Raw genomic sequence first — 25518 nt, forward strand, 5'->3', positions numbered from 1 at the left:
TAACCGGACAGCATTGGTATCATATAACGTGTTATTAGATACCAGACTTAATTGCTTCAATGATTTCTGTCGTTGAACAACCAATTTCAAAATTGAGTACGCGAACCTCACCACCGGCGGCAATAACCTCTGTTCCTCCCGCTATCTCTTCTGGTTTGTAATCGCCACCTTTAACAAGCAATGACGGAAGTACCTTAGAGATCAATCGTTGTGGTGTTTCTTCACTAAACGGAACGACCCAATCAACAGCGCCTAAACCAGCCAGTACGGCCATGCGGCGGTTGGTTGGATTGACTGGTCGACCTGGCCCTTTTAGTCCTCTAACTGACTCGTCAGTATTGACCGCAACAATGAGTCGTTCACCCAATTTTGCTGCTTGGTTCAGGTAAGAAACGTGACCCGCGTGAAGAATATCAAAACAACCATTGGTCATGACCACCGTTTCGCCTTTTGATTTTGCTTTCTTCACGGCTTCAACGAGAGCCTCTTCACCAATGACGCCAAAATCTGAGTCTTGGCTACCATGAATGGCTTCTGCAAGTTCAATTTCAGATACTGTTGAAGTACCTAGCTTACCGACGACAATACCAGCTGCTGCATTGGCTAACGCACATGCTTGATCCAATGGTTTACCTGCCGCGACAGAAGCGGCCAATACGGAAATAACCGTGTCGCCAGCGCCTGTTACGTCATACACTTCCTGAGCCTGAGTGGGGAGATTAAATGCAGCCATGCCTTTTCGTAATAAAGTCATGCCGTGTTCGCCACGAGTCACGAGCAGAGCCTCTAAGTCAAACTCTTCAATTAATCCTAGCCCTTTTTCCACGAGCTCTTCTTCTGATTCGATTTTGCCGACTTTCAATTCAAACTCAGCCATATTAGGCGTTAAGAGGGTGGCGCCGCGATAGCGTTCAAAATCGACATCTTTAGGGTCAATAAACACTGGTACATTAGCGGCACGCGCTTTTTGAATCATCAGTTGAGCGTGTTCTAGCGCGCCTTTCGCATAATCTGATAAAATGACGGCATTTATTGTAGGAAGTACGGCGTCCATACGAGATAAGATTAATTCAGGGTCGACATGTTTAAATTTCTCTTCAAAATCTAAACGAATCAACTGTTGCCCACGACTAATGACGCGCAGTTTGGTAATGGTTGGGTATTCGGGTAATTTTACAAAATCGCAGTCAATCTTTAAGCCATTTAATGTGTCGTGTAACACTCTTGCTGGTTCATCATCACCAGTTAAGCCGATGATATGGACATGACCGCGTAGAGAAGCAATATTCATTGCCACGTTCGCAGCGCCACCGGGCCGTTCTTCATTATTCTCTACTTTGACAACGGGTACTGGCGCTTCTGGTGAAATACGTCCAGTTGGACCATTCCAATAACGATCAAGCATTACATCACCAATAACTAAAACATTCGATTGGCTATATTCAGGCAAAATAGGTTTCATACACGTTTCCAAATATTAATACTGGGATGGAGTTTAGCATAAGCCTAAACCGCGCTAAACTTTTGAGCGGTAATACTTATCTTTTACTCGTCTCTTAGTTTTTCACTTATCTGTGTTCGATTCAATGTCATCGAGAACTCAGATTGTTAATGGTTTTTTGAATTAGATTGTGTCAGTCGCAGTGACGATATTTAGCTTATTTCTCTAAAATCAAAAAAACACTTATCTTTTTTAAATTTTCTGCTATGATTCGCGCACTATTTTTTGAACACAAATCAGCTCTGCTCAAAAAAAGATCACGAAATCCTGCAAAAGGATCTATTCAGGTCTTGAGCAATGTACGTCAAGTTAGTATAATGCGCGACCTTTGATAGCCTTGTATGGATTTCCATAGCGGTTTTTAACCTCAATTCTTTACTTGTATAGTAGATGTAGAGAGGTTCGGCCACCAAGGTTGATATCGAGCTGAAACGATTTTGGAGAGACTTAAATGTCCCGAGTATGCCAAGTAACTGGTAAGCGTCCAGTAGCGGGTAATAACCGTTCACACGCACGAAATGCTACTAAGCGTCGTTTTCTGCCGAACCTACAAACTCATCGTTTCTGGGTAGAGAGCGAAAAACGCTTTGTTAAACTACGTCTAACTGCTAAAGGTATGCGTATTATTGATAAGAAAGGCATTGATGCTGTTCTTGTTGATGTACGAGCTTCTGGCGAAAAAGTTTAAGAGGAATTGAACGATGGCTAAAGGCATTCGTGAGAAAATTAAGCTAGTTTCTTCAGCTGGTACAGGACATTTCTATACCACTGATAAGAACAAACGTAACATGCCGGGCAAATTTGAGATCAAGAAATTTGATCCAGTTGTTCGTAAGCACGTTATGTACAAAGAAGCAAAAATCAAGTAATTGATTGGCAGTTTCAATAAAAACCCAGCTCTTGTAGCTGGGTTTTTTGTTTTCTGGTGTAAAGAAATAGAAAACAAAAAATAAAGCCACCGTCATTCCCGTTTGCACGGGAATGACGAAAGAATGGGAATGAGTGAAGGACTGTGAAATGGCGAAAGGACGGGAATGAGGATATAGCCTCATATCCAAGGCTGAAAACGCAAAATAAAGCCACCGTCATTCCCGTGAAAACGGGAATCTTCTACATGTTACCCATGTGCCCGGTCAGATCTGTTACCTATGTGGGCGATCAGTGCCTAATTAACGTCATCCCCATGAAAATGGGGATCTAATACCCCCAAGATTCCCGTTTGCACGGGAATGACGAAAGAATGGGAATGAGTGAAGGACTGTGAAATGGCGAAAGGACGGGAATGAGGATATAGCCTCATATCCAAGGCTGAAAACGCAAAATAAAGCCACCGTCATTCCCGTGAAAACGGGAATCTTCTACATGTTACCCATGTGCCCGGTCAGATCTGCTACCTATGTGGGCGATCAGTGCCTAACTAACGTCATCCCCATGAAAATGGGGATCTAATACCCCCAAGATTCCCGTTTGCACGGGAATGACGAAAGAATGGGAATGAGTGAAGGACTGTGAAATGGCGAAAGGACGGGAATGAGGATATAGCCTCATATCCAAGGCTGAAAACACAAAATAAAGCCACCGTCATTCCCGTGAAAACGGGAATCTTCTACATGTTACCCATGTGCCCGGTCAGATCTGTTACCTATGTGGGCGATCAGTGCCTAACTAACGTCATCCCCATGAAAATGGGGATCTAATACCCCCAAGATTCCCGTTTGCACGGGAATGACGAAAGAATGGGAATGAGTGAAGGACTGTGAAATGGCGAAAGGACGGGAATGAGGATATAGCCTCATATCCAAGGCTGAAAACGCAAAATAAAGCCACCGTCATTCCCGTGAAAACGGAAATCTTCTACATGTTACCCATGTGCCCGGTCAGATCTGTTACCTATGTGGGCGATCAGTGCCTAACTAACGTCATCCCCATGAAAATGGGGATCTAATACCCCCAAGATTCCCGTTTGCACGGGAATGACGAAAGAATGGGAATGAGTGAAGGACGGGAATGAGGATATAGCCTCATATCCAAGGCTGAAAACGCAAAATAAAGCCACCGTCATTCCCGTGAAAACGGGAATCTTCTACATGTTACCCATGTGCCCGGTCAGATCTGCTACCCATGTTGGTGATCAGTGCCAAACCAGCGTCATCCCCATGAAAATGGGGATCTAATATCACCAAGATTCCCGTTTGCACGGGAATGACGAAGTATTTGGCACTAACCGAATCGTATACACCTGTATGGAAATTTTTTCTCTTGATCCATCACTAGCAGTTTAGTTCATTAATTGATAAATTATCGCTAAGTTCTCATCGTCGTGTTGTTAGGTATTATTCTATGAAAAAATTCTCCCGTCGTGGCTGGAACAATGTTCTTATTTTCGCTGTTATTGCTTTTATGCTGATATTGAATCTACCAACAATCATTAAGAACAACTTCATGGAACCAGCGCAGAGCATTTACCCTTACGTGATGGATCCTCAATCGGATATCAGAGAGATGCACTTTGCGACTCTGTCCATTCAAAGACATAATCTTGAATGGGTTGCCAATAAAGATCTCACCATTTCACCTCTAGAGCTCGTGCAGAGATGGCATTTTCTTGCAGGTACAGAAGTGGATGAAGTGACTTTTGCGCAGTTAAAAGAGCAGTTACCAAAAGCGAACACTTTAGAAATTTGGTATTTAGACAAGGAAGAGCCGCAAAGAGTGACCTACTACCAAACCCCTCAATTCTGGCTTATGAAAAGTTGGGAACAGAAATGGATTGCGGTTTCTGTAGAAGAGGACTACCTTTTCCCTTATCTATAAATTATCTAGCCGATAACCTATACCCCATGCCTGAACTCCCAGAAGTAGAAGTTAGCCGAATGGGTATTACACCTCATTTGTCTGGTAAAACCATAAAACACATCACCATTCGTCAACCGAAACTTCGTTGGATGATCCCAGAGGAACTGAGTCAGCTTACTGGACAGGTCATTTTGGGTATTCAACGCAGAGCAAAATACCTTCTGTTAAAAACTGAAAAAGGCAGCATTATTGTTCATTTGGGTATGTCTGGGTCTTTGCGTATATTAAATGAAGGGCATGAAGCAGGTAAGCACGATCATGTTGATCTACTGCTAACTGACGGAACATTACTCCGCTATAACGACCCTAGAAGGTTTGGTGCTTGGCTCTGGCAAGATAAAGAGCAAGAGCATGAATTATTCAAGCACCTTGGTCCCGAACCTTTAGAAGAGGTCTTCAATGCCGACTATATATTCGAAAAAGCCCGAGGAAAGCGTGTTTCCATGAAGCAGTTTATTATGGATAACAAAGTGGTGGTTGGTGTTGGAAATATCTACGCAAATGAATCGTTATTTTTGGCCAAAATTCACCCTCAAACTGCCGCCGGAAAATTAAAGCTGAATGAATGGAATTCGTTAGTGAAAGTCATTAAGCAAGTACTTGCTACCGCGATCAAACAAGGTGGAACAACGCTTAAAGACTTTAATCAAGCGGATGGTAAACCGGGCTATTTTGCGCAGGAACTACGTGTCTATGGTAAGGCGGGTGAAGCTTGTCCTATCTGCGGTGAAGATATCCAACAACTGAAAATAGGACAAAGAAATAGCTATTTTTGTGAAAAATGTCAGCCAGAGAAATAATAATCTAAGAGGGATGCTCTGCTTTTTCTTTTAGCTTAATGGCAACGGCTACGGGTACAAATTGATCTATATCTCCGCCATGAATAGCCACTTCTCTTACGATGGTGGAGGAGAGGAATGCAAACTCTTCCGCTGGGGTAAGAAAGATACTTTCTAGATCAGGCAATAGCTTACGATACATATTGGTTAAGCCAAATTCGTACTCGAAATCAACCGTCGTTCTTAATCCTCGAATGAGTAAGTTCGCTTTTTTTTGTTTGGCGAAATCAACAAGAAGGCCAGAAAATCCTTCAACAGAGACATTATGGAGTTCTTTAACCGATTCTTGTAACATGGAGACCCGTTCCTCAAGCGAGAACATGGTTTTTTTACTCGGGCTATAGGCTACCGCAACAGTGACCTGATCAAACATCTTTGCCGCACGAATGATGATATCCATGTGCCCATTAGTGACAGGATCAAATGTGCCGGGATATAGAACGTGATTATTCATGGCTGCCTTCCTTAAGTTTGATGAGTACCTTGTTTAGGCTCTGTTTCACCATATCTAGACTAATATCTTGCATCAGGTTATCTCCTTTTGCCCTTACGCCCCAACTTAAACTTTCGACAGGTTTTCCTTGTTGTTCTTCGACATGCTTTTGATAAACACTAGCAATGTATTCTAAGCTATTATAGGGGCCAGTTCGAAAGGGGTTGCTATGGGCGTATAACCCAATGACAGGTGTTCCCTGAGTGGTCGCTAAATGTGCAGGACCAGTGTCAGGAGCAAGAACGACATCGGCCTGTTTGAGTATGGACGTTAATTGCATTAAATTAGTTTTGCCGATTAGGTTTTTTACAGAGCATTGGCATAAAGCCTCTATGTCTTCACCAAGTTTCACTTCTCTAGGTGCAGGCGAACCGCATAATACAATCTGTAGTCCCTGATCGCTTGCGTAGTCAGCCAGTTGAGCATACCTTTCTGTTAACCAGTTTCGTTCGTCTTTGCTTGCTGCTGGTGAAATAACGAGTGTCGGAATGTTTGTTAGGTGAGATTGTGCAAATTCGATATCTTCTTGGCTAAGCGGAATCGTCCAAGTAGGGGTGTCAAATGGTACACCTATATATCTGGCAAACTCTGCAAAATTATCTAACACGTGGAAACACTTTGTTTTTGGTAGGTGTCTATTCGTGAAAAATCGCTGGCCTTCTCGGGTTCGATTATTGCCAAAACCAATTTTATATTTTGCCTTTATACCGAAAGAAAGTGCGCTTGATCTTATCGCTGCCTGCATATGCAATAACGCGTCAAAGCGTTGACCGGAAAGCTGACGCCAAACCTTTTTCATCCCAGCGAAACCTTCTTTTTTGTCAAATACCACAACATTGATATTGGACAGGTGGCCAATTAACTGAGCTTCTATTTTTCCTGTTATCCAAGTGATCTCGGTTTCAGGCCAGTAGGCTTGAATCGCTTGAACAACAGAGATAGCATGACAAACGTCGCCAATAGCAGAAAGTCTTAATATACAAAGAGATTTGGGGGCAGAAGAAAAAAGAGCCATAAGCACTTTACCAGTAAAAGAGTTAAGTCGAATTATGCAGTTGCCATGGTTAAATGTAAACTATCGTAGTGCTTGAGCTTTGATTGCTTCGCTTCTTGATGCTTGAAAGTTAATGGCTGAATACCACGTTAGAAAGATTCAATATTTTCAAATAAGAGGTCGTCGTGCAAGTTTACAAAAATAAGAATGAAACCATCTGGTACGACTCTGATCTGCTGTCGGTTCCCGTTGAAATGTGTACGAATGCACCTTATTGGTATTTGCAAAACAGAGTGGTGGGCTCTGCTCAAGGGCGGGGAACCACTTGGTTTGTACAATTGGATGAGATTCAAGGTGCTCTCAGACACTATCGCCGAGGAGGATTGTTTGGAAAGATAGTGAACGATCAGTACCTATTTAAAGCGTGGGTACAGACAAGAAGTTATCAGGAATTTACGTTATTAACAAAGCTTCGTGCCGCAGGGGTAAATGTTCCAAGACCCATTGCAGCGGGAGCAATAAAAATAGGTTTCTTTTATCGAGCGGATTTATTAAGTGAAAAAGTACCCAACGCTTGTGATCTTGTTGATATCTTACAAGAAAAGTCATTAAGCCAGCGGGTTTACCAAAGTATTGGTGGTGAGATCCGAAAGATGCATGACGCTAGTGTGAACCATACGGACCTGAATATTCATAACATCTTGCTTGATAACGAACAAAAGATATGGATTATCGATTTTGATAAATGCTATCCACAAATCGGTGAAGAGTGGAAAGCGGCTAACCTAGAAAGATTAAAGCGTTCATTTTTGAAAGAGCAAGGTAAGCGGAATATTCATTGGAATGAAGATGAATGGGAAGCGTTGGTTGAAGGATATGAGGCTGTGCCCGAAGGACGTTCAGCATAAGCAGATGGAGGTGATTTCTTCTGCTCATTATTTCCTCTTCCGTTCGTCATTCTCGTGGAAACGTAATGCTGTTCGGTTAGTGCGAAATACTTCGTCATTCCCGTGAAAACGGGAATCTTGGTGATATTAGATCCCCACTTTCGTGAGGATGACGGAGAGTGAGGATGATGGAGAGTGAGGATGATGGAGAGTGAGGATGATGGAGAGTGAGTGCTCTGGATTTCATATCAAAGGTTCAGGTATTTAAGCGTATTGCTCAGTGCGCCACGGTTACGCTCGACAACATCAAGAGCGGCTTGCCCCATCGATGTTGACTTATTTTTATCTGAAAAAAGCTGATTAAGTTGTTCTGCAATGTCATCGGGTTTTTCGCAGATAACCACCGCATGGTTTTCTATTAGCTGTTTAGTAATCTCTGCAAAATTAAAGTAACTTGGGCCATTAATGAGCGGTTTAGCTAACGCCGCGGGTTCAAGTAAGTTATGTCCTCCAACCTTCTCTCCAATTAAGCTACCCGCCATAAAGCAGACATCGGCTGACCCTAATAATACCAGCATTTCTCCCATGGTATCGCCAATATAGACTTGAGTTTCTGCCTGTACAGCGACGTTGCTTGTTCGAGTTACAGTATTTAACCCTTGTTGCAGTGCCAGTTCGGTTACCGACGCAAATCTCTCTGGGTGCCTTGGCACCAGTAGCATCAGGGCATCAGGTTGTGTTTTTAATAGTGTCTTATGTGCTTGCAGCAATAATTCGTCCTCTCCAGAATGCGTGCTGGCTGCAATCCAAATAGGTCGTGTTTCATCGAGCTTAATTCTTAATGCCTGACTCTCTTTGAACGTCTTATCTGGAACCGTGATGTCGAATTTGATGGAACCAGTCACACTTATTGCTTCATTCGGGAAACCAAGGCGTATGAATCGTTCAGCATCACTCTCGTGCTGACAAAGGATTTGAGAAATATTGGTCGCCAAAAGAGTGAATACCGCTTGGAATTTTGCGTAACGTTGGCAAGATTTTTCTGATAGGCGGGCGTTTAGTACGGTGATAGGGATATTTGCTTTTGCGACGGTATGCAAAGTGTTTGGCCACAATTCCGTTTCCACAATGAGCATCTGTTTTGGTTTTACTGCACGTAGAAATCCTCTCACACACCAAGAGAAGTCAATAGGCATATATCTATGTTCAACTAGGTCACCTAACTTTTCGGCCTGCTCAGCGCCAGTGCTTGTAGTGGTAGTAAGGACAATAGACTGAGCTGGGTTTTGCTTTTTTATCGCTTTAATTACGGGCGCTATAGCAATCGTTTCCCCTACTGATACCGCGTGAATCCAGATCGGCGCAATGGCCTTGGTTTTGCGCGTTATTCCCCAATGCTCTTTCCACCGAACACCAAAGGACGGTTTACCCGGCTTTTTCTTATATAAACTGATAAGAAGAAAAGGGCAGGCTAGGAAAAGAACGAATGTATAGAGTAGACGGATAAGCATAATAATCTAACGTTGATTGCTGTAATATAGAGTAAATAGAGTCTAGACTCATCGTTTATTCTCGCTATATTAAGTTAGAATAAACGTGTAAACCAGCTAATTCATGAGGCTTTTAGTGACAACGCAGAACCGCCGCTATTTAATGTATATTGCTCAAAATTATTCATACTCTATTTGTAGGCCTTTGCAGTCTGAAATTCTTGCTCAAGGCGGGGAAGTCAGATGGTTTCTAGAAGGAGAAGAGGTAAACCCTAAGTACCTCTTAGAGTCAGAAACACTTTTGGAATCAATTGATGATGTTAGGCAGTGGAATCCTGACGTTGTGTTTGTGCCTGGAAATGTCGTACCGCGATTCATACCAGGACTTAAAGTCGATATATTTCATGGATTTAATTCTGGAAAGTTGAATCGTCGTGGTAGAGAAGATCATTTCGAGATTCGTAACTGCTTTGATTTGTATTGTACGCAAGGACCTCAGACCACTGGGCCCTTTAAAGTACTTGAGCAAGAACATAAGCATTTCATGGTCAAGGAAACGGGATGGACGATGCTAGACCCCCTCTTTTCTCCACCTGAAAGTAATCCATATATAGATAAATTGGATGAAAGGCCGACGATTTTGATGTGTTCAACCTTTTCTCGCAATCTAACGTGTGCTCCGCATCTTTATGAGAAAATAAAAGAGATGTCGCAAAGCGGAAAGTGGCGATGGTTGATACAATTCCATCCGAAAATGTCTGAAGATATAGTGAGTAAATATAAAGCGTTACAGAATGATAATTTGATATTTATAGAGACAGACAATGTACTTCCTCTGCTACAGGCAGCTGATGTAATGCTTTGTGATACCTCTTCAGTTTTGTTAATGTTTTTATTACAAAGAAAGCCGGTGGTTACTTTTCGAAATCAGTCACCTATGCCGCATCTGTTAGATATAAGTGATGCAGAACTCGTAGAAAGATCACTAGAAGACGCGTTATCTAGACCGAAAGCGTTGTTGGGCGAAATAGAGAAATATTGCCAGTTTATCCATCCGTATAGCGATGGACATTCTAGTCGACGAGTGTTGGATGCTGCGAACACACTTCTGGATAGTGGGCCATTAAGAAGTAAAGCCAAGCCTTTCAATATAGTGAGAGCGTTTAAGATGCGTAAAAAACTGGGTTATTGGAAACTTTAAGTTTATATAAGTTAGGATAATTTAATGAAAAAGCACACTTTGTCGGTCATTGTTATTACAAAAAATGAAGAGGACCGAATAGAAGCCTGTTTAAAGTCTGTAGTTGGTATTGCTGACGAGCTTATTGTTTTAGATAGTGGTTCAACAGACAACACGGTTGAGCTTTGTAAAAAGTATACCGATCATGTCGAGATCACCGACTGGCCCGGTTTTGGCAAACAAAAGCAACGAGCACTTGAAAAGGCGACGTGTGATTGGGTGCTATCGATTGATGCGGATGAAGCACTAGATGAAACGATGGCGCACGCTTTACAATCCTTACTTGAGCAAGAAAGCATTAAGCATAGCGCCTATAAACTGCCCTGGGGAGTCACCTTGTATGGCAAGACGCTTCGCTACGGAAGAAGTGCTCGTTCAGTATTAAGATTATTCAAACGTGACGGTGCCAGATATACTTTAGATGAAGTGCATGAAACGGTCATTCCAGTGGCAGGAAGTACTGGTGTACTGAAAGGGTTTTTACTGCACTATACCCATCGGGATTTTGGCCACGGTTTGAATAAAGCCGCGAGATATGCATGGCTCGGTTCGCAAAAGTATCAACGGAAAGGAAGAAAATCGCACGGTTTAATTATTGCGCTATTAAGATCTATTTGGACGTTTTTCTTAATCTACGTGTTGAGAAGAGGGTTCTTAGACGGTGGTGTAGGGTTTATAGTGGCAATGACGTATGCGCAGGTGAACTTTAATAAGTATGCTGGTTTATGGGTATTGGAAAATGAGTCTCGAATTAAAAAATAATAAGAGAATAAAATGAAAGTATTAGTGTGTGCTTCTTATCTACATGCATGGAATAGCTTGCGACCAGAATCGGCCATTTTTATGGAAATGGTCCGTCAAGGTCACCAAGTGACTATTATGACTCAAGGTGAGTCTGAGCATGTGAGTAAGCTTGAAGAGAGTGGCATTAAAGTCATCGATGCTTATCCTAAGCGTAAGATCTGTTTACAAACTATAAAAAAAATCAGAACAGAACTTAAAGCGGGTAATTATGATGTCTGTTATGCGTTTAATTCTAAAACCATCCCTAATGCTGCGTTTGCTTGTATCGGGATAGACGTCAAACTTGTTGTTTATCGAGGCACTACCGGTGGCCTTTATCGACATGACCCAAGTGCGTATCTCACGCAATTGCATCCACGAGTTGACGGTATCGTTTGTGTGTCCGACGCTGTAAGACAAGATGTGGTTAAGCGAGTATGGAAAAATAGAGATCATGTGGTGACAATCTATAAAGGTCACGAACTCGATTGGTATAAAGTACCCGCAACGGATAGAGGCTCTTTGGGGTTAAAAGAGACCGATGTTGTCGCGATAACGGCTGCGCATGTAAGACCGAGCAAAGGTATTTCTGTTCTTTTGCAGGCGAGTAAATATATAACAGCGCCAAATTTTCACTTAATCTTAGCGGGTAGTGGTTTTGAACCTCATTTTCAAGAAATGAAAGACAGCCCGATGAGCGACAGAATACATTACATTGGTCACCGAACCGATATTCCCTCTTTGATGTGCATGGCTGATTTTCAGATACAACCATCGGTAAGTGGAGAAGGCTTGCCAAGGACGATTATTGAAGCGATGGCTAACGGGACCACTTCGGTCGTCACCACCACAGGTGGTGGCCCAGAGTTAGTGGTCGATGGAAGTACGGGTTATATCGTGCCAACCTCGAATGCAAAAGCACTTGGTGAAGCGATGAATATATTGGCCCAGGATAAGAATAAATGTCTTGAGATGGGCGAAGCGGCAAAGCAACGGTTGCAGAGTCACTTTACTTCTCAGGTAACGGTTAAGAAGCATTTGGATTTCTTCGAATTATTGTTGAACGAAAATTGATAAATGCTTGACTAAATAACAACGTGAGCTTCATAAGTAACGTTATGACAATGCCGCAGTTACGTAAAGTGGCATGCTAATATTAGATTACTTTATGACGGTCGAATTGAAAAATTGATAAGAGTTAAATTACCTATGCTAAACAATAAAACAGTACTCATCACAGGCGGAACCGGTTCCTTTGGTAAACAGTTCATTAAGACTATACTGGAGCGATATCAAGATGTTAAAAAGATCATTATTTATTCTCGTGATGAATTAAAACAGTTTGAGTTAAAGCAGAAATACCCTCAAAAGGATTACCCTCAACTTCGTTTCTTTATCGGTGATGTGCGTGACCGTTTACGTATGATTCAAGCCTGTGAGGGTGTTGATGTCATTATTCACGCTGCAGCAATTAAGCAAGTGGATACGGCTGAGTACAACCCAACGGAATGCATTCGTACCAATATTGATGGTGCAGAGAATGTAATTCAAGCAGCGCTTCAGTGTGGTGTAAAAGACGTGGTTGCGTTGTCTACTGATAAAGCATGTGCACCTATCAACCTATATGGCGCAACAAAACTTGCATCTGACAAATTATTTGCGGCAGCAAATAATATTCGTGGTTCGAAAGACATCAAGTTCAGTGTGGTTCGCTACGGTAACGTAATGGGTTCACGAGGTTCTGTCATTCCATTTTTTATGGACAGAAAAAAAGAAGGCCTATTGCCTATCACGCATGAAGAGATGACCCGTTTCAATATATCCCTTCAAGATGGTGTAAACATGGTGATGTATGCGATTCAACATCATCTTGGTGGAGAAATCTTCATTCCAAAGATCCCTTCTTACAAAATACTAGATATAGCCGAAGCGATTGCACCTGAATGCAAAACAAAGGTGGTGGGTATCCGTCCTGGTGAGAAGCTTCATGAAGAAATGATTACAGATACGGATTCTCTCAATACCATTGATCTTGGTAAGTATTATGCCATTCTGCCTTCAGTTTCATTTACTTACACTGAAGATGAATATATGGATCACCATAAGGCAGAAAAAGTACCGTTTGGGTTTAAGTACAATTCTGGAACCAACACCGAGTGGGAAACTATCCAAGGTTTACGTGATCTCATAAAAGAACATGTTGACCCTAATTTTTCAGTGTGAGGAAAGGCTGTGATTCCATACGGTAGACAAGATATTACTCAACAAGATATCGATGCGGTTGTTGAAGTACTGAAATCAGATTTTTTAACACAAGGACCAAAGGTTCCTGCGTTTGAAAAATCGTTGACGAATGTGACGGGTGCAAACTATGCGCTAGCGGTAAACAGTGCGACGTCGGCTCTGCATATCGCGTGTTTGGCTCTAGAGCTTGGTGAAGGGGATATTCTCTGGACCTCTCCAACCACCTTTGTAGCCTCGGCAAATTGCGGGCTATATTGTGGCGCTAAGGTCAATTTTGTAGATATCGATCCTGATACCTATAATATGTGTCCGAAAAAATTACAGCAAAAGCTTATCGAAGCAAAAAAAGCGAAGTGTTTGCCTAAAGTCGTTGTCCCAGTACATTTGTGCGGGCAGTCTTGTGACATGGAGGTGATACACGAACTGTCTAAAGAGTTTGGCTTTAAAATCATAGAAGATGCCTCGCATGCGATAGGTGGACGCTATAAAGAAAGCGTCGTGGGAAGTTGTGATTTTTCGGATATTACCGTATTTAGTTTTCATCCAGTAAAAATTGTAACCACCGCGGAAGGTGGTGCCGCGCTCACCAATGATAAAACCCTCGCTGATAAGATGAATCTGTTTAGAAGCCATGGTGTGACTCGAGATCCTGATCTAATGGAAGGTGAGTCTCATGGTGGTTGGTACTATGAGCAGGTAGAACTTGGCTATAATTATAGAATGACAGAGTTACAAGCGGCTTTAGGTGTTTCTCAGATGGAGCGTTTGAGTGCTTTTGTTAGTGAGAGACACAAGCTCGCAAACAAGTACTATCAGCTTTTGTCGGGTTTACCCATCGTGCTTCCAATCCAATTAGAAGGTACCTATTCGGGGCTGCATCTGTATGTTATTCGCCTAAAACTTGATGAGATATCTAAAACCCATTTGCAGGTATTTAACGAACTGCGAGAAAAAGGCATTGGTGTTAATCTTCACTATATCCCGGTACATACTCAACCGTATTATCAAAAAATGGGCTTTAAGTGGGGGGATTTTCCTGAATCAGAACGTTACTATCAAGAAGCGATATCTTTGCCTATGTTCCATTTGATGTCAGAAGATCAACAAAGTGACGTCGTTACTGCCATTAAAGAGACCCTAAAATGAAAGTCGTCGTTGGGCTGCAAGCAAGAACAAACTCTAGCCGTCTTCCGGGAAAAGTGTTGTTACCGATTGGAGGGATGCCTTTATCGGTACTCGCTGCGAAAAGAGCGGTTAATAATAAACAATTTGATCTTAAAGTTCTTACCTCTGAAGAAGCAACGGATGATCACTTATGTCATACGTTAGAGTCTCACAACGTCCCTTATTTTCGAGGGAGTTTAAATAATGTATTAGATCGGTTTGTTAAAGCGTTTTCAGAATATGACGATGAAACGATAGTGGTTCGTTTAACGGCCGATAATGTTGTCCCAGATGCAGAATTCATTGCTGAAGTTATTCAAGAGCTTATAGGTTCGTCATTAATGTATCTTTGTGCAAACGGAGAAGCCTCTGGCCTTCCTTATGGTATGTCTGTAGAGGTTACCTACCTGTCTTGTCTACGTGAAGCGAATGCGTCGACCTCTGACGCTTTTGACCAAGAGCATGTAACCCCTTACGTACGCCACAAATATGGAGACCGCTATTTAACCACCTATGCTGACAAGCAATTAGGTCACCTGCGTTGTACTGTAGACAGCTTTGATGACTATATACACATGTCTACATTATTCGACTCAATTGAAAATCCTTTGGATGTGTCTTGTTGGGAACTGGTCGATAGGTTGAAAGCGGATTTTAAGGGAGTAGGCAAGGCTGAAAAGCTTGTATTGGGAAGTGTTCAATTAGGTCTTAACTATGGTATCAATAATGATGCTGGCCAACCGAATATAGAACAGGCTCATGACATGTTGTCTAGCGCGATTAATTTAGGCGTTTCCTATATCGATACCGCTCGAGCTTACGGTGAAAGTGAAGCTGTAATCGGTAAGTGGTTAACACAAGGTTGGCAAGGTCGACAGACCGTCATCACGAAATTAGATCCGCTTGCAACGATAAATGAAAATACCAGTGAAGCATTAGTGCAAAATCTGGTCGAAAATTCCGTTTTACGTTCTTGTAAAAATCTAAAACTAGATAAGCTAGATGTATTGATGTTACACAGAACATCTCATATTACGGCATTTAATGGTGTGATTTTTGAGAAACTGAAAGCCCTCAAATCTGAAGGTTATATTGAAAAACTAGGTGCATCTGTGCAATCGGCACAGGAACTGGAGCTCGCACTTTCTAACGCTGATATTTCAATCATCCAATTGCCATTTAACATACTTGACTATCGTTGGAATGACTTAATTCCTCTGATTCTTCAAGAGAAGAAAAAACGTGACCTTATTATTCATGTAAGAAGTGTTTTTCTACAAGGGCTACTGTTAACGGATAAAAAAGAGCTTTGGGCAAAGGCATGTGATAATCAAACAGAAATACCAGATTGGCTAAAAAGACACGTTGAAGAAACCAACTCTAACAATGTACATCAACTCTGTATTCGCTACGTTTTGTCTCAAATTTGGATTGATGGGTTAGTGTTAGGGAGTGACAATGTTGAGCAAGTTATTGAGAATGCCAACATGATGGCGCTTCCGGCATTAAGTGTTACGCAACTTGGTTCTATTGATACCTCTCGACCTGAAAGTATAAATGACAAGCTTCTGAACCCAGCGTTGTGGACATAATGAACGAGAATAATATGTTTGATTTAAAAGAAATAACCGTATTAGTTACGGGTGCCACTGGATACCTTGGTAAAGAAATGTGTATCGGCTTAGCTTCATCAGGAGCGAAGGTACTTGTGAACTCTAGGAACAAAGAGAATGCGAATAGAACGATCTCGGAACTAGCCGAATTAGGATATAGCGCAGAAGCGGCTGTTTTTGATGTCACCGATACCCATTCTATCAATCAGTTCTTCGCTCAATATAAAGGCACTCTGGCCGTCATTATAAACAATGCGTATGCAGGTAAGGGCGGTACAATTGAATGCAGTGAAGGCAGCGATTTTACCAATGCTTATAAAATAACAGTAGAGTCAGCCAACAATCTATTTCAGGTGGCATTGCCACTGTTAAGAGCGTCTGTAAAACGTGTTGGATACGCATCTGTTGTTAATATTTCTTCTATGTATGGTTGTGTTTCCCCAGATTTAGGTATCTACAATACCGCCGAAGGTACTAACCCACCGTTTTATGGCGCTGCGAAAGCCGCTCTAATTCAGTGGAGTAAATATGGTGCCTGCGAGTTTGGAAAGGAAAATATTCGCTTTAACAGCATATCACCTGGGCCTTTTCCAAATATAGCGAATAACGCTGAACCATTTTTGAACGTTCTGGCAAACAAAGTGCCTATGAAAAGAGTAGGAACTCCAGAAGAGATCCAAGGGCCAGTTGTTTTCTTGGCAAGCAAGGCGAGCTCTTACGTCAACGGTTGTAACTTGGCTGTTGATGGTGGTTGGACGGCTTGGTAATAATAAGCCTTTATTTATGCCCGAAGGACGTTAAGTACAAACCGATTAGCGTCATCCCCACGAAAGTTGGGATCTGATTCCACCAAGATTCCCGTTTTCACGGGAATGACGAAGGGGTTGGTTAAGGTTATTAGAACCTGTCATCCTCACGAAAGTGAGGGTCTAATCCCACCTTATCTGCAGGTGGTTTTTTACTTCTTTTAATGGTTGAGGTTGAATGTGTTATTTGGATGTAGAGTCGATGCCTCATTAAAAATGGGCACGGGACACGTGTACCGCACGCTTACATTAGCGAACCAACTTAGATTAGAAGGCCACGAAGTGGTCTTTTTCTGTAGAAAAATGCCAGGAAACTTGATTGAGATGCTTAAGACGCAGCATCAAGTTGTGCCCTTGTCGGTTAAAGAAAATGTTAACTTATCGAATGAAAAGCATTGCCCGCATGCCGCTTGGCTAGAAGTCAGTTATAAAGAGGAAATCGATCAGATAACTGAGGCGATACAAGCTTACCTATCAACAAGTTCGTCCACCAAATTTGATTGGATTATTGCTGATAATTACGCGATTGAACATCAATGGCATTCAGCAGTTAGGCCGTTTACTCGACATATTATGCAGATCGATGATTTGGCTGACCGGGTGCATGAATGCGATTTACTACTTGATCAAAATTTCTATATTAACGGTTCAAGTCGCTATAGCGGTCTAGTCCCTCAGGCATCAATGTTATTAACTGGACCATCTTTTGCTTTGCTTCGCCCAGAATTTAAATCAGTAAGGGATGAGCTTCAAGACTACTCGTCAAGATATGACATTAGAAATGTGGTTCTATTTTTTGGTGGTATTGATATTGGCAACGAGACAGAAAAAGCACTTTCCGGTTTATTAGATGTTCCAGATAATAATGATCATTTTGATGTCATTGTTGGGATGAATAACCCGAATATTGAGTCGCTCAAAAAGTTGATAAAAAATAACAGCGACCGAGTGGATTTACATATCCAAGTTTCTAATATGATGGACTATTTTTCAAATTCGTATCTTTATGTGGGCGCGGTAGGCGCGACGACATGGGAGCGATGTGTATTGGCATTGCCCGGTATCGTTTGTTCCGTCGCAGATAATCAAACACAATTGGCGAAAGATTTGAATGAAGTGAATGGGCATAACTTTTTAGGGTTGAGCGAAACGCTTTCTTCCAACGACTATAAAAGGGCTTATGAATCATTTAAATCAAATTATGTTGCTCTATATACGCAATCTGAAATTTGTGCGGAAATGATTGATGGAATTGGCTGTCAAAAAGTGTGTAAAGAATTAATTGAGATGTCAGAAAATGAAAAACTATAGAATTCGTCCTGCTGTTGAAGCCGATAAATGGATGGTCTTAGAATGGCGCAATCATCAGGATGTAAGATCGGTGATGCTGACAGACCACCTTATCTCTAAAGATGAACATTCTGGATGGTGGGATAAAACCATGCAGATGAAAGAGCGGGAAATCCTGGTCTTTGAGAGCAATGACAAGCCGGTAGGTGTGGTGACTATTTATGAGCGAGATATCAAGAGCGCGACAGCATGGTGGGGGTTTTATTTAGATAATGCCAACCTAGACCAATCAGAGCGCACCTCGGTGTGGCTAGAGTTAGAGCAGGCTGTGATTGGCTACGCAGATAAAACGCTGAAACTGCATGAATTGTATTGTGAGTCATTGAAAGATAATCAACTTGCTTGGATCCTGCATAGGAAGTGCGGTTTTACGAAATGCCAAGCACCAGATTCAGCTACTGAGACGGGCAAGGAAGTGGTGTATATGAAATACGAATACCCACATAATCGAATAGATTCAAGAGCGAGTCTTTATCTGTTTGCTTCTCATAATACGGATTTTTTAGCCGATAAACTTCGTAGAGAATGCGAAATCTACCCTCAATTCCCTTATCAGGTGAAGCAGAGCGAGTTTGGTCGCTATATGCTTGATCTGCTTGACCCAAATAATCGAGAGTTAAACGTAGACGATGCCGCGTATTTGTTCATCGAGCGCGTAGAGGATTTTTACCCCGATATATATACCACGTCGACGTATGACGCCCTGATCAGCATAGAAGAAAGAGTAACGCAGTATATTGAATTTATTGCGCAATTGGCTTCCAGTAGAAAAAATCCTATCTATGTTGCCGATTTTTCTTTGCAGAAAGGGTACCCGCACACATTGTCAGAAAGGCTCTCAGGTTCTGAATTGGATAGTTTGATCGCCACTTGGAACCAACGTTTGTATCAGCTGGTGGCCGAAAACGGGATACATATTATTCCTTATAGTGATCAAATCAGAAGACACGGCTCCGCTAGCTCTTTTTCCAATAAATTCTGGTATGTAGCAAGAGCGCCTTTTAGTGCTCAGTATTTGCAAGCGTATTCGAAGGCTATTATTGGCAGTGTGATGGCTTCAAATGTATTAACAGCAAGAGCATTAGTTCTCGACCTTGATAACACCCTTTGGGGTGGCATCATCGGCGATGATGGAATGGAAGGTATCGCACTTGGTGGTGATTACCCCGGTAATATCTATCGGGATCTTCAATCATTATTCCTATCACTTAAAGAGAAAGGTATTTTGCTTACGGTATGCAGTAAGAATACGGAAAGTGTCGCATTAGAAGCGATTGAAAAGCATACCAATATGCGTTTACGTAAAGATGATTTTGTAACCTGGAGAATTAACTGGGAAAGCAAAGCTTCGAATATTCAAGCATTAGCACAAGAGCTTAATCTTGGTGAGTCTTCATTATGTTTTATCGATGATAATCCAGTAGAAAGGGCAGAAGTAAGACGCCACCTACCCAATGTTTTTGTCCCTGAGTTACCCGAAGACCCTGCAGAATGGTTTGAGTTTATCTCACAGTTGCCAGAATTATGGGTAGCAAGTGTGAATGATTCTGATAAGCGCCGAGCGGAATTATATAAAAAACGAGTCAATATTAAAAAAGCAGAATCGAGCTTTGGAGATAGAGAGAGTTTTTTGAAAAGTTTAGAGATGGAAGCTCGATTGGAATCTTTAAATGCCGACAATTTTGACCGCACGTATCAGCTGTTTAGCAAGACAAATCAATTTAATACCACCACGACAAGGTACAGTAAAGAGCAGCTTAAAGCGTACTCTGATAGTGAGAACTCTATGGTTATTCACGTCAAGACCAAAGACAAATACTCGTCTGATTTTGAAGGCGTAGCAGCCTTAGTCGTTCATATAACAGAGTCATTGTGGACGATAGATAATTTTGTTATGTCCTGCAGAGTGATGGGGCGAGATATTGAAAAAGCGATACTGTCAAAACTGCTTGAAAAGGCGATGCAGTCTGGCGTTCAACAGGTAGAAGGTCGTTTTATTGCGAGTAAGAAAAACATGCCAGTAGAATCACTGTATTCGACGAATAGTTTTCAGAAAGCGAATGAAAAATGGCTGTTTAGTCTTACCCAAGACAATATTCAAAGCTATGATCAGATTATTAAGTCCGACTGGGTTAATTAAGGAGTAATAAAGTGGATCCCTTGTTTTCAACTATTGGCGTGTTACATGTCGATCATTATGCAGTAACAACGTTAAATCTAGAAAAAACCTTGAGAGACTTCTTATCTATTCCAGGGAGTAAGCTTCTACGTGGGCCGGGAAAAAACCCAGCCCAAGGTGTTTATTATGCATTCGTGGAGCTGAACGGGATGGGAACGGTTGAAATATTGTCCCCGTTGAATGATAAATCACCTATCTTAAGCCATATTAAACAGGGTAGCGGGGCGTATCATCTTTGTTATGCGGTGGCAGATATTGAAGTCGCGGTGACCAAAGCTCAAGAAAGTAACGCTAAGCTAGTTGTTGAACCCAGAGCGGATGGTGCCTTCGATGGCCGAAGAGTCGCTTTTTTAATCCATCCCGATCACGGCTTGTTTGAGGTGCTAGAAGCCTATCCACCGTCTTTTGAGCGATTGTCACCGGTGATAACACCAGTTAATTCAAATGAGGCAGAGGCTTCAGAGCAGGTGCTCACGGTTTACAATCAAGTGATGGAAACGAACTATAGTGATATGGGCGAAGTATCAATGAAGGTATGCACCGAGTGGGACTCATTCAAACATCTATTATTAATAATGGAGATTGAGAAACAGTTCGAGATAAGTATACCTGCGAGTCAGATGTCTGAGCTTGATGATTTGGCCAAGATAAATCGCTACATTGATAGCAAATTAAAATAGAGAATAAAATATGCAAATTGCAGGTAGAAAGATTGGTGCGGGACATAAACCATATATCATCGCAGAAATGTCGGGTAATCATAATGGTGATATTAAAAGGGCGATAGAGCTCATCAAAGCTGCAAAAGAAGCGGGCGCAGATGCGGTCAAACTGCAAACGTATACCGCAGACACGATCACCATCGACCACGATGGTGATGAATTTCTGATCAAAGGTGGTTTGTGGAATGGGTCTCGACTATACGACTTATATCAAGATGCCCATACACCTTGGGATTGGCATAAGGTATTGTTTGATGAAGCAAAAAAACTAGGTATTACAATATTTAGCTCTCCTTTTGACCATACTGCAGTCGATTTTTTGCAAGCACTTGATGCTCCGGCTTACAAAATAGCTTCGTTCGAGCTCATCGATCTACCATTAATCAGAAAAGTAGCGTCAACAGGCAAACCCATCATTATGTCGACGGGGAATGCGAACCTAGCGGAAATTGAAGAAGCCGTATTAGCCGCGAAAGGCGCCGGCGCAAAAGAGTTAGTATTACTGCATTGTACAAGTGGTTACCCGACACCCGCCGATCAAGCGAACATCTCGACGATGTCTGTAATGAGAGGGGCGTTTAACTGCGAGGTTGGTTTATCCGACCATACCATGGGTATTGGTGTTTCGATTGCCGCCGTTGCACTTGGGGCGTGTGTCATTGAAAAGCACTTCACTCTAGCAAGAGCGGATGGTGGCCCTGACTCTGCATTCTCATTGGAAAAAGAAGAGTTAAAGTCTTTAGTCGATAACTGTGCGATGGCATTTGAGTCGTTAGGTCAGCCTAACTTTATTAGTACCGAAGCAGAATCTCAAACGAAACCTCATCGCCGCTCATTGTACATAGTTAAAGACATAGCAAAAGGTGAGATATTTACTGATGAGCATGTCAGGTCGATTCGACCGGGAAATGGCATACTACCCAAATACCTTGATGATGTTATAGGTAGTACAGCAACGGAAGACCTAACGTTTGGTACGCCGTTAAAATTTGGGCATTTTAAGTAAGTACTCAATCCGTTGTCATTCCTGCGGCCCCTCGTCATCCCCACTAAAGTGGGGATCTGGTTTTACGAAGCGAATCAATTGAGGCCTCGAGCGTTAACTAACTAAGCAGCTCTTCAATTCTCTTTTTAAGAAGTTCAGGTTCTTTTTCCCAGTTAACCATAATCTCTCCAAATCGGGTGGTGTCTTCATCCAGTATTAATGACTTTCTGGTGCAGAAACTCTCAAACCCTAGTCCTGCTGTTGAGTTTATTGACATTATATTGGGTGTTGCACTGCAATTTAAAACAACAAGCTCTAGCGGCTGTTTGGTTGGTAAATAAACTTCATCTGGATATAAGGTTTGATACGTATCTATCGACTCACTTGGGTGCAGTTTAAAGGCGATCTTTAAGCTGTTTGTTCGGCAATAGTCAATCATGTATTGATAGATTTTAATTTGAAATTCGGGGTCTTCGTATTCTGACTGATAAGCTTTTGATGTCGGCTGGGTTGCAATAATTACGTCTGTATCCATTTCCTTAGCATGAGATTTAAATACGTGATTTAGGTTTTCGATACCTAATTTATTGGTCAAAAAGTCAATTTTTTTTCCTTTACTTCGAACATCTTCAGGCAAGTTCTCCGGATAGACGACGTGAATTCTTTGACACTTATTATCCTCTCCAAATACCCAGTAATCAGACGGCTTACCAGTTATAGCGCGAATGTATTTCTTATAGCCTTTAATGGGTATTTTATAATAATTACCAACACCATCTTCAATCATTTCGTATTGTTCAACTAATAACCTAAACAGCCGAGACATTTTGTTTCTTTCATTAAATACAAATAAAGTAACGTTGTCTTTTTCTAGGTTGAGAGCGGGATAAAAATCATTTAGAAGTTGAAGTAACTTTGATTGAATGAGAGCGCCTAAAGACAGTTTACGTAAAGCACAGGCGAGTATAATTTTTCCAATCAAAGATTGTTTAAAGTGATTATTCAGTTCTTTTCGAGTTAGCGTTACCAACTGGATGTGTTCCGGTAGAGAGGAGACATCAATGGAATCTTGCTCAATATTTTGATAGTCCTTAAAGAAAAGGATTGTCGCTGGAGTGCTTAACTCGTTTGAAGCTTTAGATACAGAAAATAAAAGGTGTCTAAGCGTAGAGCATATATACAAGTTCTTATGCATTAGTAATTTCCAATCTTTTCTCTCGTGCCATATCAGAGGCTTGTATATAGTAATGCATTATAAAAATATACAGGAAGAAGGTACCTGGGTGCGATAGAGGTACATAGGTCAATGCCGCTACTGATACGAATATGGGCAACGTAACCAATGGGATTTTTAGCCGAGGATCTTTTTCCTTGAGGCCTCTATAGAACGGATAACTAAGGAAAGCTAAGAAAATACCCAAACCGATGAATCCATACTTGACTGTCCTGTCTATGTAAGAATTATGGAAGTTTTTGTTGTCGAAATGAGATAGAGATTTGCCTGCTTCATTGGTCTTTAACTTCTCTTTGATTATAGTTAGGTGCTTTGTTTGACCTATACCGATAAACGATGGAGTATCAGAGATTACTTGTAATCCAACTTGCCACAGTTGGACCCTAATACCCCAAGAGCTATTTAATTCATTTTTCTGTAGACGAATTAGTTCAGTTTTTGTGTACTGATATCGCTTTTCGAGGTGAGGAAAAGATACTAAAGTAACGCATGACAACGCCAATAAAATAAAAACGAGAGTTTTTTTTATATTTAGCTTGTAATTAAATAGTAAAAAAACTGACAAAGGGATACTAGTAAACATTATGGCTAGCCAAGTTCCGCGAGTGTCTGTGAATACGACACAAAGAAGAATTAGAATTAACGTTATGGCATTAATTATTTTGTACTTAATTTTTTCTTTTAGAAGGGAAATAAATATGCTTAACAATCCAAGAACTGCGATAAAATTGGCGTAAGGTATAGCATTAAGAGGCAAAGCCATTCGTCCAAGTTTATGAGTATATAAAATATCATATGTTGTATACATTATAGCTATTGAGGACAGAGCCAATAAAATCAAGACTAGATGATGTTTAATCTCTTCTACCTTAGGAGCGGATATATATAAATATAAGAGAGTCGAAAGTAGTACTCGTATCTCGGAGGAACTGTAACCATTTCCGAAGTACGATATGGACGCATAAATTGCGGCTACGAAAATAATGCTATTAAACCTGGATAAGCGTACTGTGATTCTATCAATAGAGGTTAAGTGCGTAATTAACTTTAATATTAGTGATAGTAGAATCACACCGACTAGAATTTTATCGCCTTTATGAACTAAAAAAAGGCCACTAAGTGCCCAATATATAGGCAGTGAATGTATGAAATTAAGTGTTTTTATTATATACATTATTTATAAGGATTTTTGTCTGTATCTGGACGAGTTTTTAGTAGTCTTAAGATCCACATGTATTGTTCAGGTTTTTTATTTACGTATTCTTCAATGCATTGATTCATCATTCGCGCATCATCGTGTTCATTTCCTGTTGGAAAGGGAAGTGCTGGGTATAAATCGAGTTGATATCTTCCTGATTTAGCATTGTAAGTAGCAAAAAGAGGAACAATTTTAGCACGGCTAATATGTGAAAGTCTTCCTAAACCGGAGATCGTAGCTTTTGTTGTAGCAAAAAAGTCAACAAATACGCTGTTGTCAAGTCCAAGATCTTCATCTGGAAGGTAGTACCCAAGATAACCATCGCGAATAGATCTGATAAAAGGTTTTATTCCTTGGCTTCGATCATACACTCTACCGCCGTATTGCACTCTCTGCTTATGCAATAACCAATCAGATACTTGATTTTTTTGGGCTTTTGCCATGGCAGATACAGGTAATCCTCTAGACGCTAATAAAACTGCTGGTATATCAATTGACCAAGTATGAGGAACGAGAAGAATCACATTGCCACCTTGTTCTGTAATACATGTTAGATTATCAATACCATTAATAGTAGTATTGTTTTCTAACCAGCCTTTGCTCTTTAGAGAAAGAGAAGCGAAATTTAGTAAAAAAGAAATGGAAGTTACATAAGTGTTAAATAAAAGAACTTCTCTTTCGCTTGTAGATATGTCGGGGAAGCACATTTTTAAGTTTACTCTGGCTCTTTTATTGGCTTTATTTTTTATTTTGATTGCGATCCTAGCTAGAAATTTTGAGATCAAAAATTTAAAAGCAGCGGGGAACAAGCTAACCAATGAAACGATTAGAATTGATGACCATGTCCCCCAGTATTTTGGACTGAGAAATATCCATTTAAAAGTTGGATTGTATGCGTCTGGGTTAAAATCTTCTCGTTGTTTCATAATGCCTAATAAAA

22 protein-coding genes are annotated in these 25518 nt (G+C 41.2%); 16 read left to right on the forward strand and 6 right to left on the reverse strand.

The window, feature by feature from the left end; all coding sequences use genetic code 11:
* Positions 1–34: 34 nt before the first annotated feature.
* On the reverse strand, positions 35–1462 hold the full coding sequence (gene hldE, locus L3V77_RS00815; RefSeq protein WP_275135337.1) for a bifunctional D-glycero-beta-D-manno-heptose-7-phosphate kinase/D-glycero-beta-D-manno-heptose 1-phosphate adenylyltransferase HldE: 1428 nt from the start codon (positions 1460–1462) through the stop codon (positions 35–37).
* A gap of 490 nt (positions 1463–1952) precedes the next feature.
* Between hldE and rpmB the strand changes: the two genes are divergently transcribed.
* The 4 genes from rpmB to mutM all read left to right on the forward strand — a co-directional run bounded on the left by rpmB (position 1953) and on the right by mutM (position 5157).
* Positions 1953–2189: a 50S ribosomal protein L28 gene (rpmB, locus tag L3V77_RS00820; protein WP_195704889.1), complete on the forward strand. Its 237-nt coding sequence runs from the start codon at positions 1953–1955 to the stop codon at positions 2187–2189.
* A 13-nt stretch (positions 2190–2202) separates the two neighbouring features.
* Positions 2203–2370: a 50S ribosomal protein L33 gene (gene rpmG, locus L3V77_RS00825; RefSeq protein ID WP_084884015.1), complete on the forward strand. Its 168-nt coding sequence runs from the start codon at positions 2203–2205 to the stop codon at positions 2368–2370.
* A 1471-nt stretch (positions 2371–3841) separates the two neighbouring features.
* Complete coding sequence (locus L3V77_RS00830) at positions 3842–4315, forward strand: hypothetical protein (protein ID WP_275135338.1); 474 nt, start codon at positions 3842–3844, stop codon at positions 4313–4315.
* Positions 4316–4341: 26 nt separating this feature from the next.
* Positions 4342–5157, forward strand: coding sequence for a bifunctional DNA-formamidopyrimidine glycosylase/DNA-(apurinic or apyrimidinic site) lyase (mutM, locus tag L3V77_RS00835; protein ID WP_275136661.1), 816 nt, complete (start codon positions 4342–4344; stop codon positions 5155–5157).
* 4 nt (positions 5158–5161) lie between these two features.
* Here the strand turns inward: mutM and coaD are convergent, their stop codons facing one another.
* Together coaD and L3V77_RS00845 are read right to left on the reverse strand one after the other, a co-directional pair.
* Positions 5162–5650 carry a pantetheine-phosphate adenylyltransferase gene (gene coaD / locus L3V77_RS00840; RefSeq protein WP_275135339.1) on the reverse strand — a complete coding sequence of 163 codons (489 nt, stop codon included), beginning with the start codon at positions 5648–5650 and terminating at the stop codon, positions 5162–5164.
* Positions 5643–6704: a glycosyltransferase family 9 protein gene (locus tag L3V77_RS00845; protein WP_275135340.1), complete on the reverse strand. Its 1062-nt coding sequence runs from the start codon at positions 6702–6704 to the stop codon at positions 5643–5645. Before L3V77_RS00845 ends, coaD begins: the two co-directional genes overlap by 8 nt.
* A 164-nt stretch (positions 6705–6868) precedes the next feature.
* Here L3V77_RS00845 and L3V77_RS00850 point away from each other — a divergent pair, with 164 nt between their 5' ends.
* A complete protein-coding gene (locus L3V77_RS00850; RefSeq protein WP_275135341.1) occupies positions 6869–7591 on the forward strand; it encodes a 3-deoxy-D-manno-octulosonic acid kinase in 723 nt (240 codons plus the stop codon).
* Between the two features lie 227 nt (positions 7592–7818).
* Here the strand turns inward: L3V77_RS00850 and waaA are convergent, their stop codons facing one another.
* Positions 7819–9081 (reverse strand): lipid IV(A) 3-deoxy-D-manno-octulosonic acid transferase, encoded by a 1263-nt coding sequence (waaA, locus tag L3V77_RS00855; protein ID WP_275135342.1) that lies wholly within the window; start codon positions 9079–9081, stop codon positions 7819–7821.
* Positions 9082–9196: 115 nt separating this feature from the next.
* Between waaA and L3V77_RS00860 the strand changes: the two genes are divergently transcribed.
* The 11 genes from L3V77_RS00860 to pseI all read left to right on the forward strand — a co-directional run bounded on the left by L3V77_RS00860 (position 9197) and on the right by pseI (position 22167).
* Positions 9197–10261, forward strand: a complete 1065-nt coding sequence (locus tag L3V77_RS00860; protein WP_275135343.1) for a UDP-N-acetylglucosamine 2-epimerase — start codon at positions 9197–9199, stop codon at positions 10259–10261.
* 24 nt (positions 10262–10285) lie between these two features.
* Entirely contained in the window at positions 10286–11062 is a 777-nt protein-coding gene (locus tag L3V77_RS00865) for a glycosyltransferase family 2 protein (RefSeq protein WP_275135344.1), read from the forward strand.
* A gap of 12 nt (positions 11063–11074) precedes the next feature.
* A complete protein-coding gene (locus L3V77_RS00870) occupies positions 11075–12157 on the forward strand; it encodes a glycosyltransferase family 4 protein (RefSeq protein ID WP_275135345.1) in 1083 nt (360 codons plus the stop codon).
* Between the two features lie 135 nt (positions 12158–12292).
* A complete protein-coding gene (gene pseB, locus L3V77_RS00875) occupies positions 12293–13306 on the forward strand; it encodes a UDP-N-acetylglucosamine 4,6-dehydratase (inverting) (RefSeq protein ID WP_275135346.1) in 1014 nt (337 codons plus the stop codon).
* Between the two features lie 9 nt (positions 13307–13315).
* Positions 13316–14473, forward strand: a complete 1158-nt coding sequence (pseC, locus tag L3V77_RS00880; protein WP_275135347.1) for a UDP-4-amino-4,6-dideoxy-N-acetyl-beta-L-altrosamine transaminase — start codon at positions 13316–13318, stop codon at positions 14471–14473.
* The gene (locus tag L3V77_RS00885; RefSeq protein ID WP_275135348.1) at positions 14470–16083 is read left to right on the forward strand and encodes an aldo/keto reductase; all 1614 of its coding nucleotides are present in this window, start codon (positions 14470–14472) and stop codon (positions 16081–16083) included. Before pseC ends, L3V77_RS00885 begins: the two co-directional genes overlap by 4 nt.
* A 14-nt stretch (positions 16084–16097) precedes the next feature.
* Positions 16098–16871, forward strand: coding sequence for an SDR family oxidoreductase (locus L3V77_RS00890; RefSeq protein ID WP_275135349.1), 774 nt, complete (start codon positions 16098–16100; stop codon positions 16869–16871).
* 219 nt (positions 16872–17090) lie between these two features.
* Positions 17091–18221, forward strand: coding sequence for a UDP-2,4-diacetamido-2,4,6-trideoxy-beta-L-altropyranose hydrolase (gene pseG / locus L3V77_RS00895; protein ID WP_275135350.1), 1131 nt, complete (start codon positions 17091–17093; stop codon positions 18219–18221).
* The gene (gene pseH / locus L3V77_RS00900; RefSeq protein ID WP_275135351.1) at positions 18208–20400 is read left to right on the forward strand and encodes a UDP-4-amino-4,6-dideoxy-N-acetyl-beta-L-altrosamine N-acetyltransferase; all 2193 of its coding nucleotides are present in this window, start codon (positions 18208–18210) and stop codon (positions 20398–20400) included. Before pseG ends, pseH begins: the two co-directional genes overlap by 14 nt.
* A gap of 11 nt (positions 20401–20411) precedes the next feature.
* Positions 20412–21119 carry a VOC family protein gene (locus tag L3V77_RS00905; RefSeq protein ID WP_275135352.1) on the forward strand — a complete coding sequence of 236 codons (708 nt, stop codon included), beginning with the start codon at positions 20412–20414 and terminating at the stop codon, positions 21117–21119.
* A 10-nt stretch (positions 21120–21129) separates the two neighbouring features.
* On the forward strand, positions 21130–22167 hold the full coding sequence (gene pseI, locus L3V77_RS00910; protein WP_275135353.1) for a pseudaminic acid synthase: 1038 nt from the start codon (positions 21130–21132) through the stop codon (positions 22165–22167).
* Between the two features lie 97 nt (positions 22168–22264).
* On the opposite strand, the gene L3V77_RS00915 is transcribed toward pseI, so the two are convergent.
* Entirely contained in the window at positions 22265–23341 is a 1077-nt protein-coding gene (locus tag L3V77_RS00915) for a glycosyltransferase family 52 (RefSeq protein ID WP_275135354.1), read from the reverse strand.
* A gap of 1212 nt (positions 23342–24553) precedes the next feature.
* Positions 24554–25507, reverse strand: coding sequence for a lauroyl-Kdo(2)-lipid IV(A) myristoyltransferase (gene lpxM, locus L3V77_RS00920; protein WP_275136662.1), 954 nt, complete (start codon positions 25505–25507; stop codon positions 24554–24556).
* Positions 25508–25518: the final 11 nt, after the last annotated feature.

Origin of the sequence: Vibrio sp. DW001 (assembly GCF_029016285.1) — a bacterium.
Lineage (GTDB): Bacteria > Pseudomonadota > Gammaproteobacteria > Enterobacterales > Vibrionaceae > Vibrio.

Excerpts from the sequence above, each read along its gene's own strand:
- rpmB (WP_195704889.1), top strand. The coding sequence starts at position 1,953 with ATGTCCCGAGTATGCCAAGTAACTGGTAAGCGTCCAGTAGCGGGTAAT.
- pseI (WP_275135353.1), top strand. The coding sequence starts at position 21,130 with ATGCAAATTGCAGGTAGAAAGATTGGTGCGGGACATAAACCATATATC.
- coaD (WP_275135339.1), bottom strand. The coding sequence starts at position 5,650 with ATGAATAATCACGTTCTATATCCCGGCACATTTGATCCTGTCACTAAT.
- L3V77_RS00890 (WP_275135349.1), top strand. The coding sequence starts at position 16,098 with ATGTTTGATTTAAAAGAAATAACCGTATTAGTTACGGGTGCCACTGGA.
- rpmG (WP_084884015.1), top strand. The coding sequence starts at position 2,203 with ATGGCTAAAGGCATTCGTGAGAAAATTAAGCTAGTTTCTTCAGCTGGT.
- L3V77_RS00830 (WP_275135338.1), top strand. The coding sequence starts at position 3,842 with ATGAAAAAATTCTCCCGTCGTGGCTGGAACAATGTTCTTATTTTCGCT.
- pseH (WP_275135351.1), top strand. The coding sequence starts at position 18,208 with ATGAAAAACTATAGAATTCGTCCTGCTGTTGAAGCCGATAAATGGATG.
- mutM (WP_275136661.1), top strand. The coding sequence starts at position 4,342 with ATGCCTGAACTCCCAGAAGTAGAAGTTAGCCGAATGGGTATTACACCT.
- L3V77_RS00845 (WP_275135340.1), bottom strand. The coding sequence starts at position 6,704 with ATGGCTCTTTTTTCTTCTGCCCCCAAATCTCTTTGTATATTAAGACTT.
- L3V77_RS00885 (WP_275135348.1), top strand. The coding sequence starts at position 14,470 with ATGAAAGTCGTCGTTGGGCTGCAAGCAAGAACAAACTCTAGCCGTCTT.
- L3V77_RS00870 (WP_275135345.1), top strand. The coding sequence starts at position 11,075 with ATGAAAGTATTAGTGTGTGCTTCTTATCTACATGCATGGAATAGCTTG.
- waaA (WP_275135342.1), bottom strand. The coding sequence starts at position 9,081 with ATGCTTATCCGTCTACTCTATACATTCGTTCTTTTCCTAGCCTGCCCT.
- pseB (WP_275135346.1), top strand. The coding sequence starts at position 12,293 with ATGCTAAACAATAAAACAGTACTCATCACAGGCGGAACCGGTTCCTTT.
- L3V77_RS00915 (WP_275135354.1), bottom strand. The coding sequence starts at position 23,341 with ATGCATAAGAACTTGTATATATGCTCTACGCTTAGACACCTTTTATTT.
- L3V77_RS00865 (WP_275135344.1), top strand. The coding sequence starts at position 10,286 with ATGAAAAAGCACACTTTGTCGGTCATTGTTATTACAAAAAATGAAGAG.
- hldE (WP_275135337.1), bottom strand. The coding sequence starts at position 1,462 with ATGAAACCTATTTTGCCTGAATATAGCCAATCGAATGTTTTAGTTATT.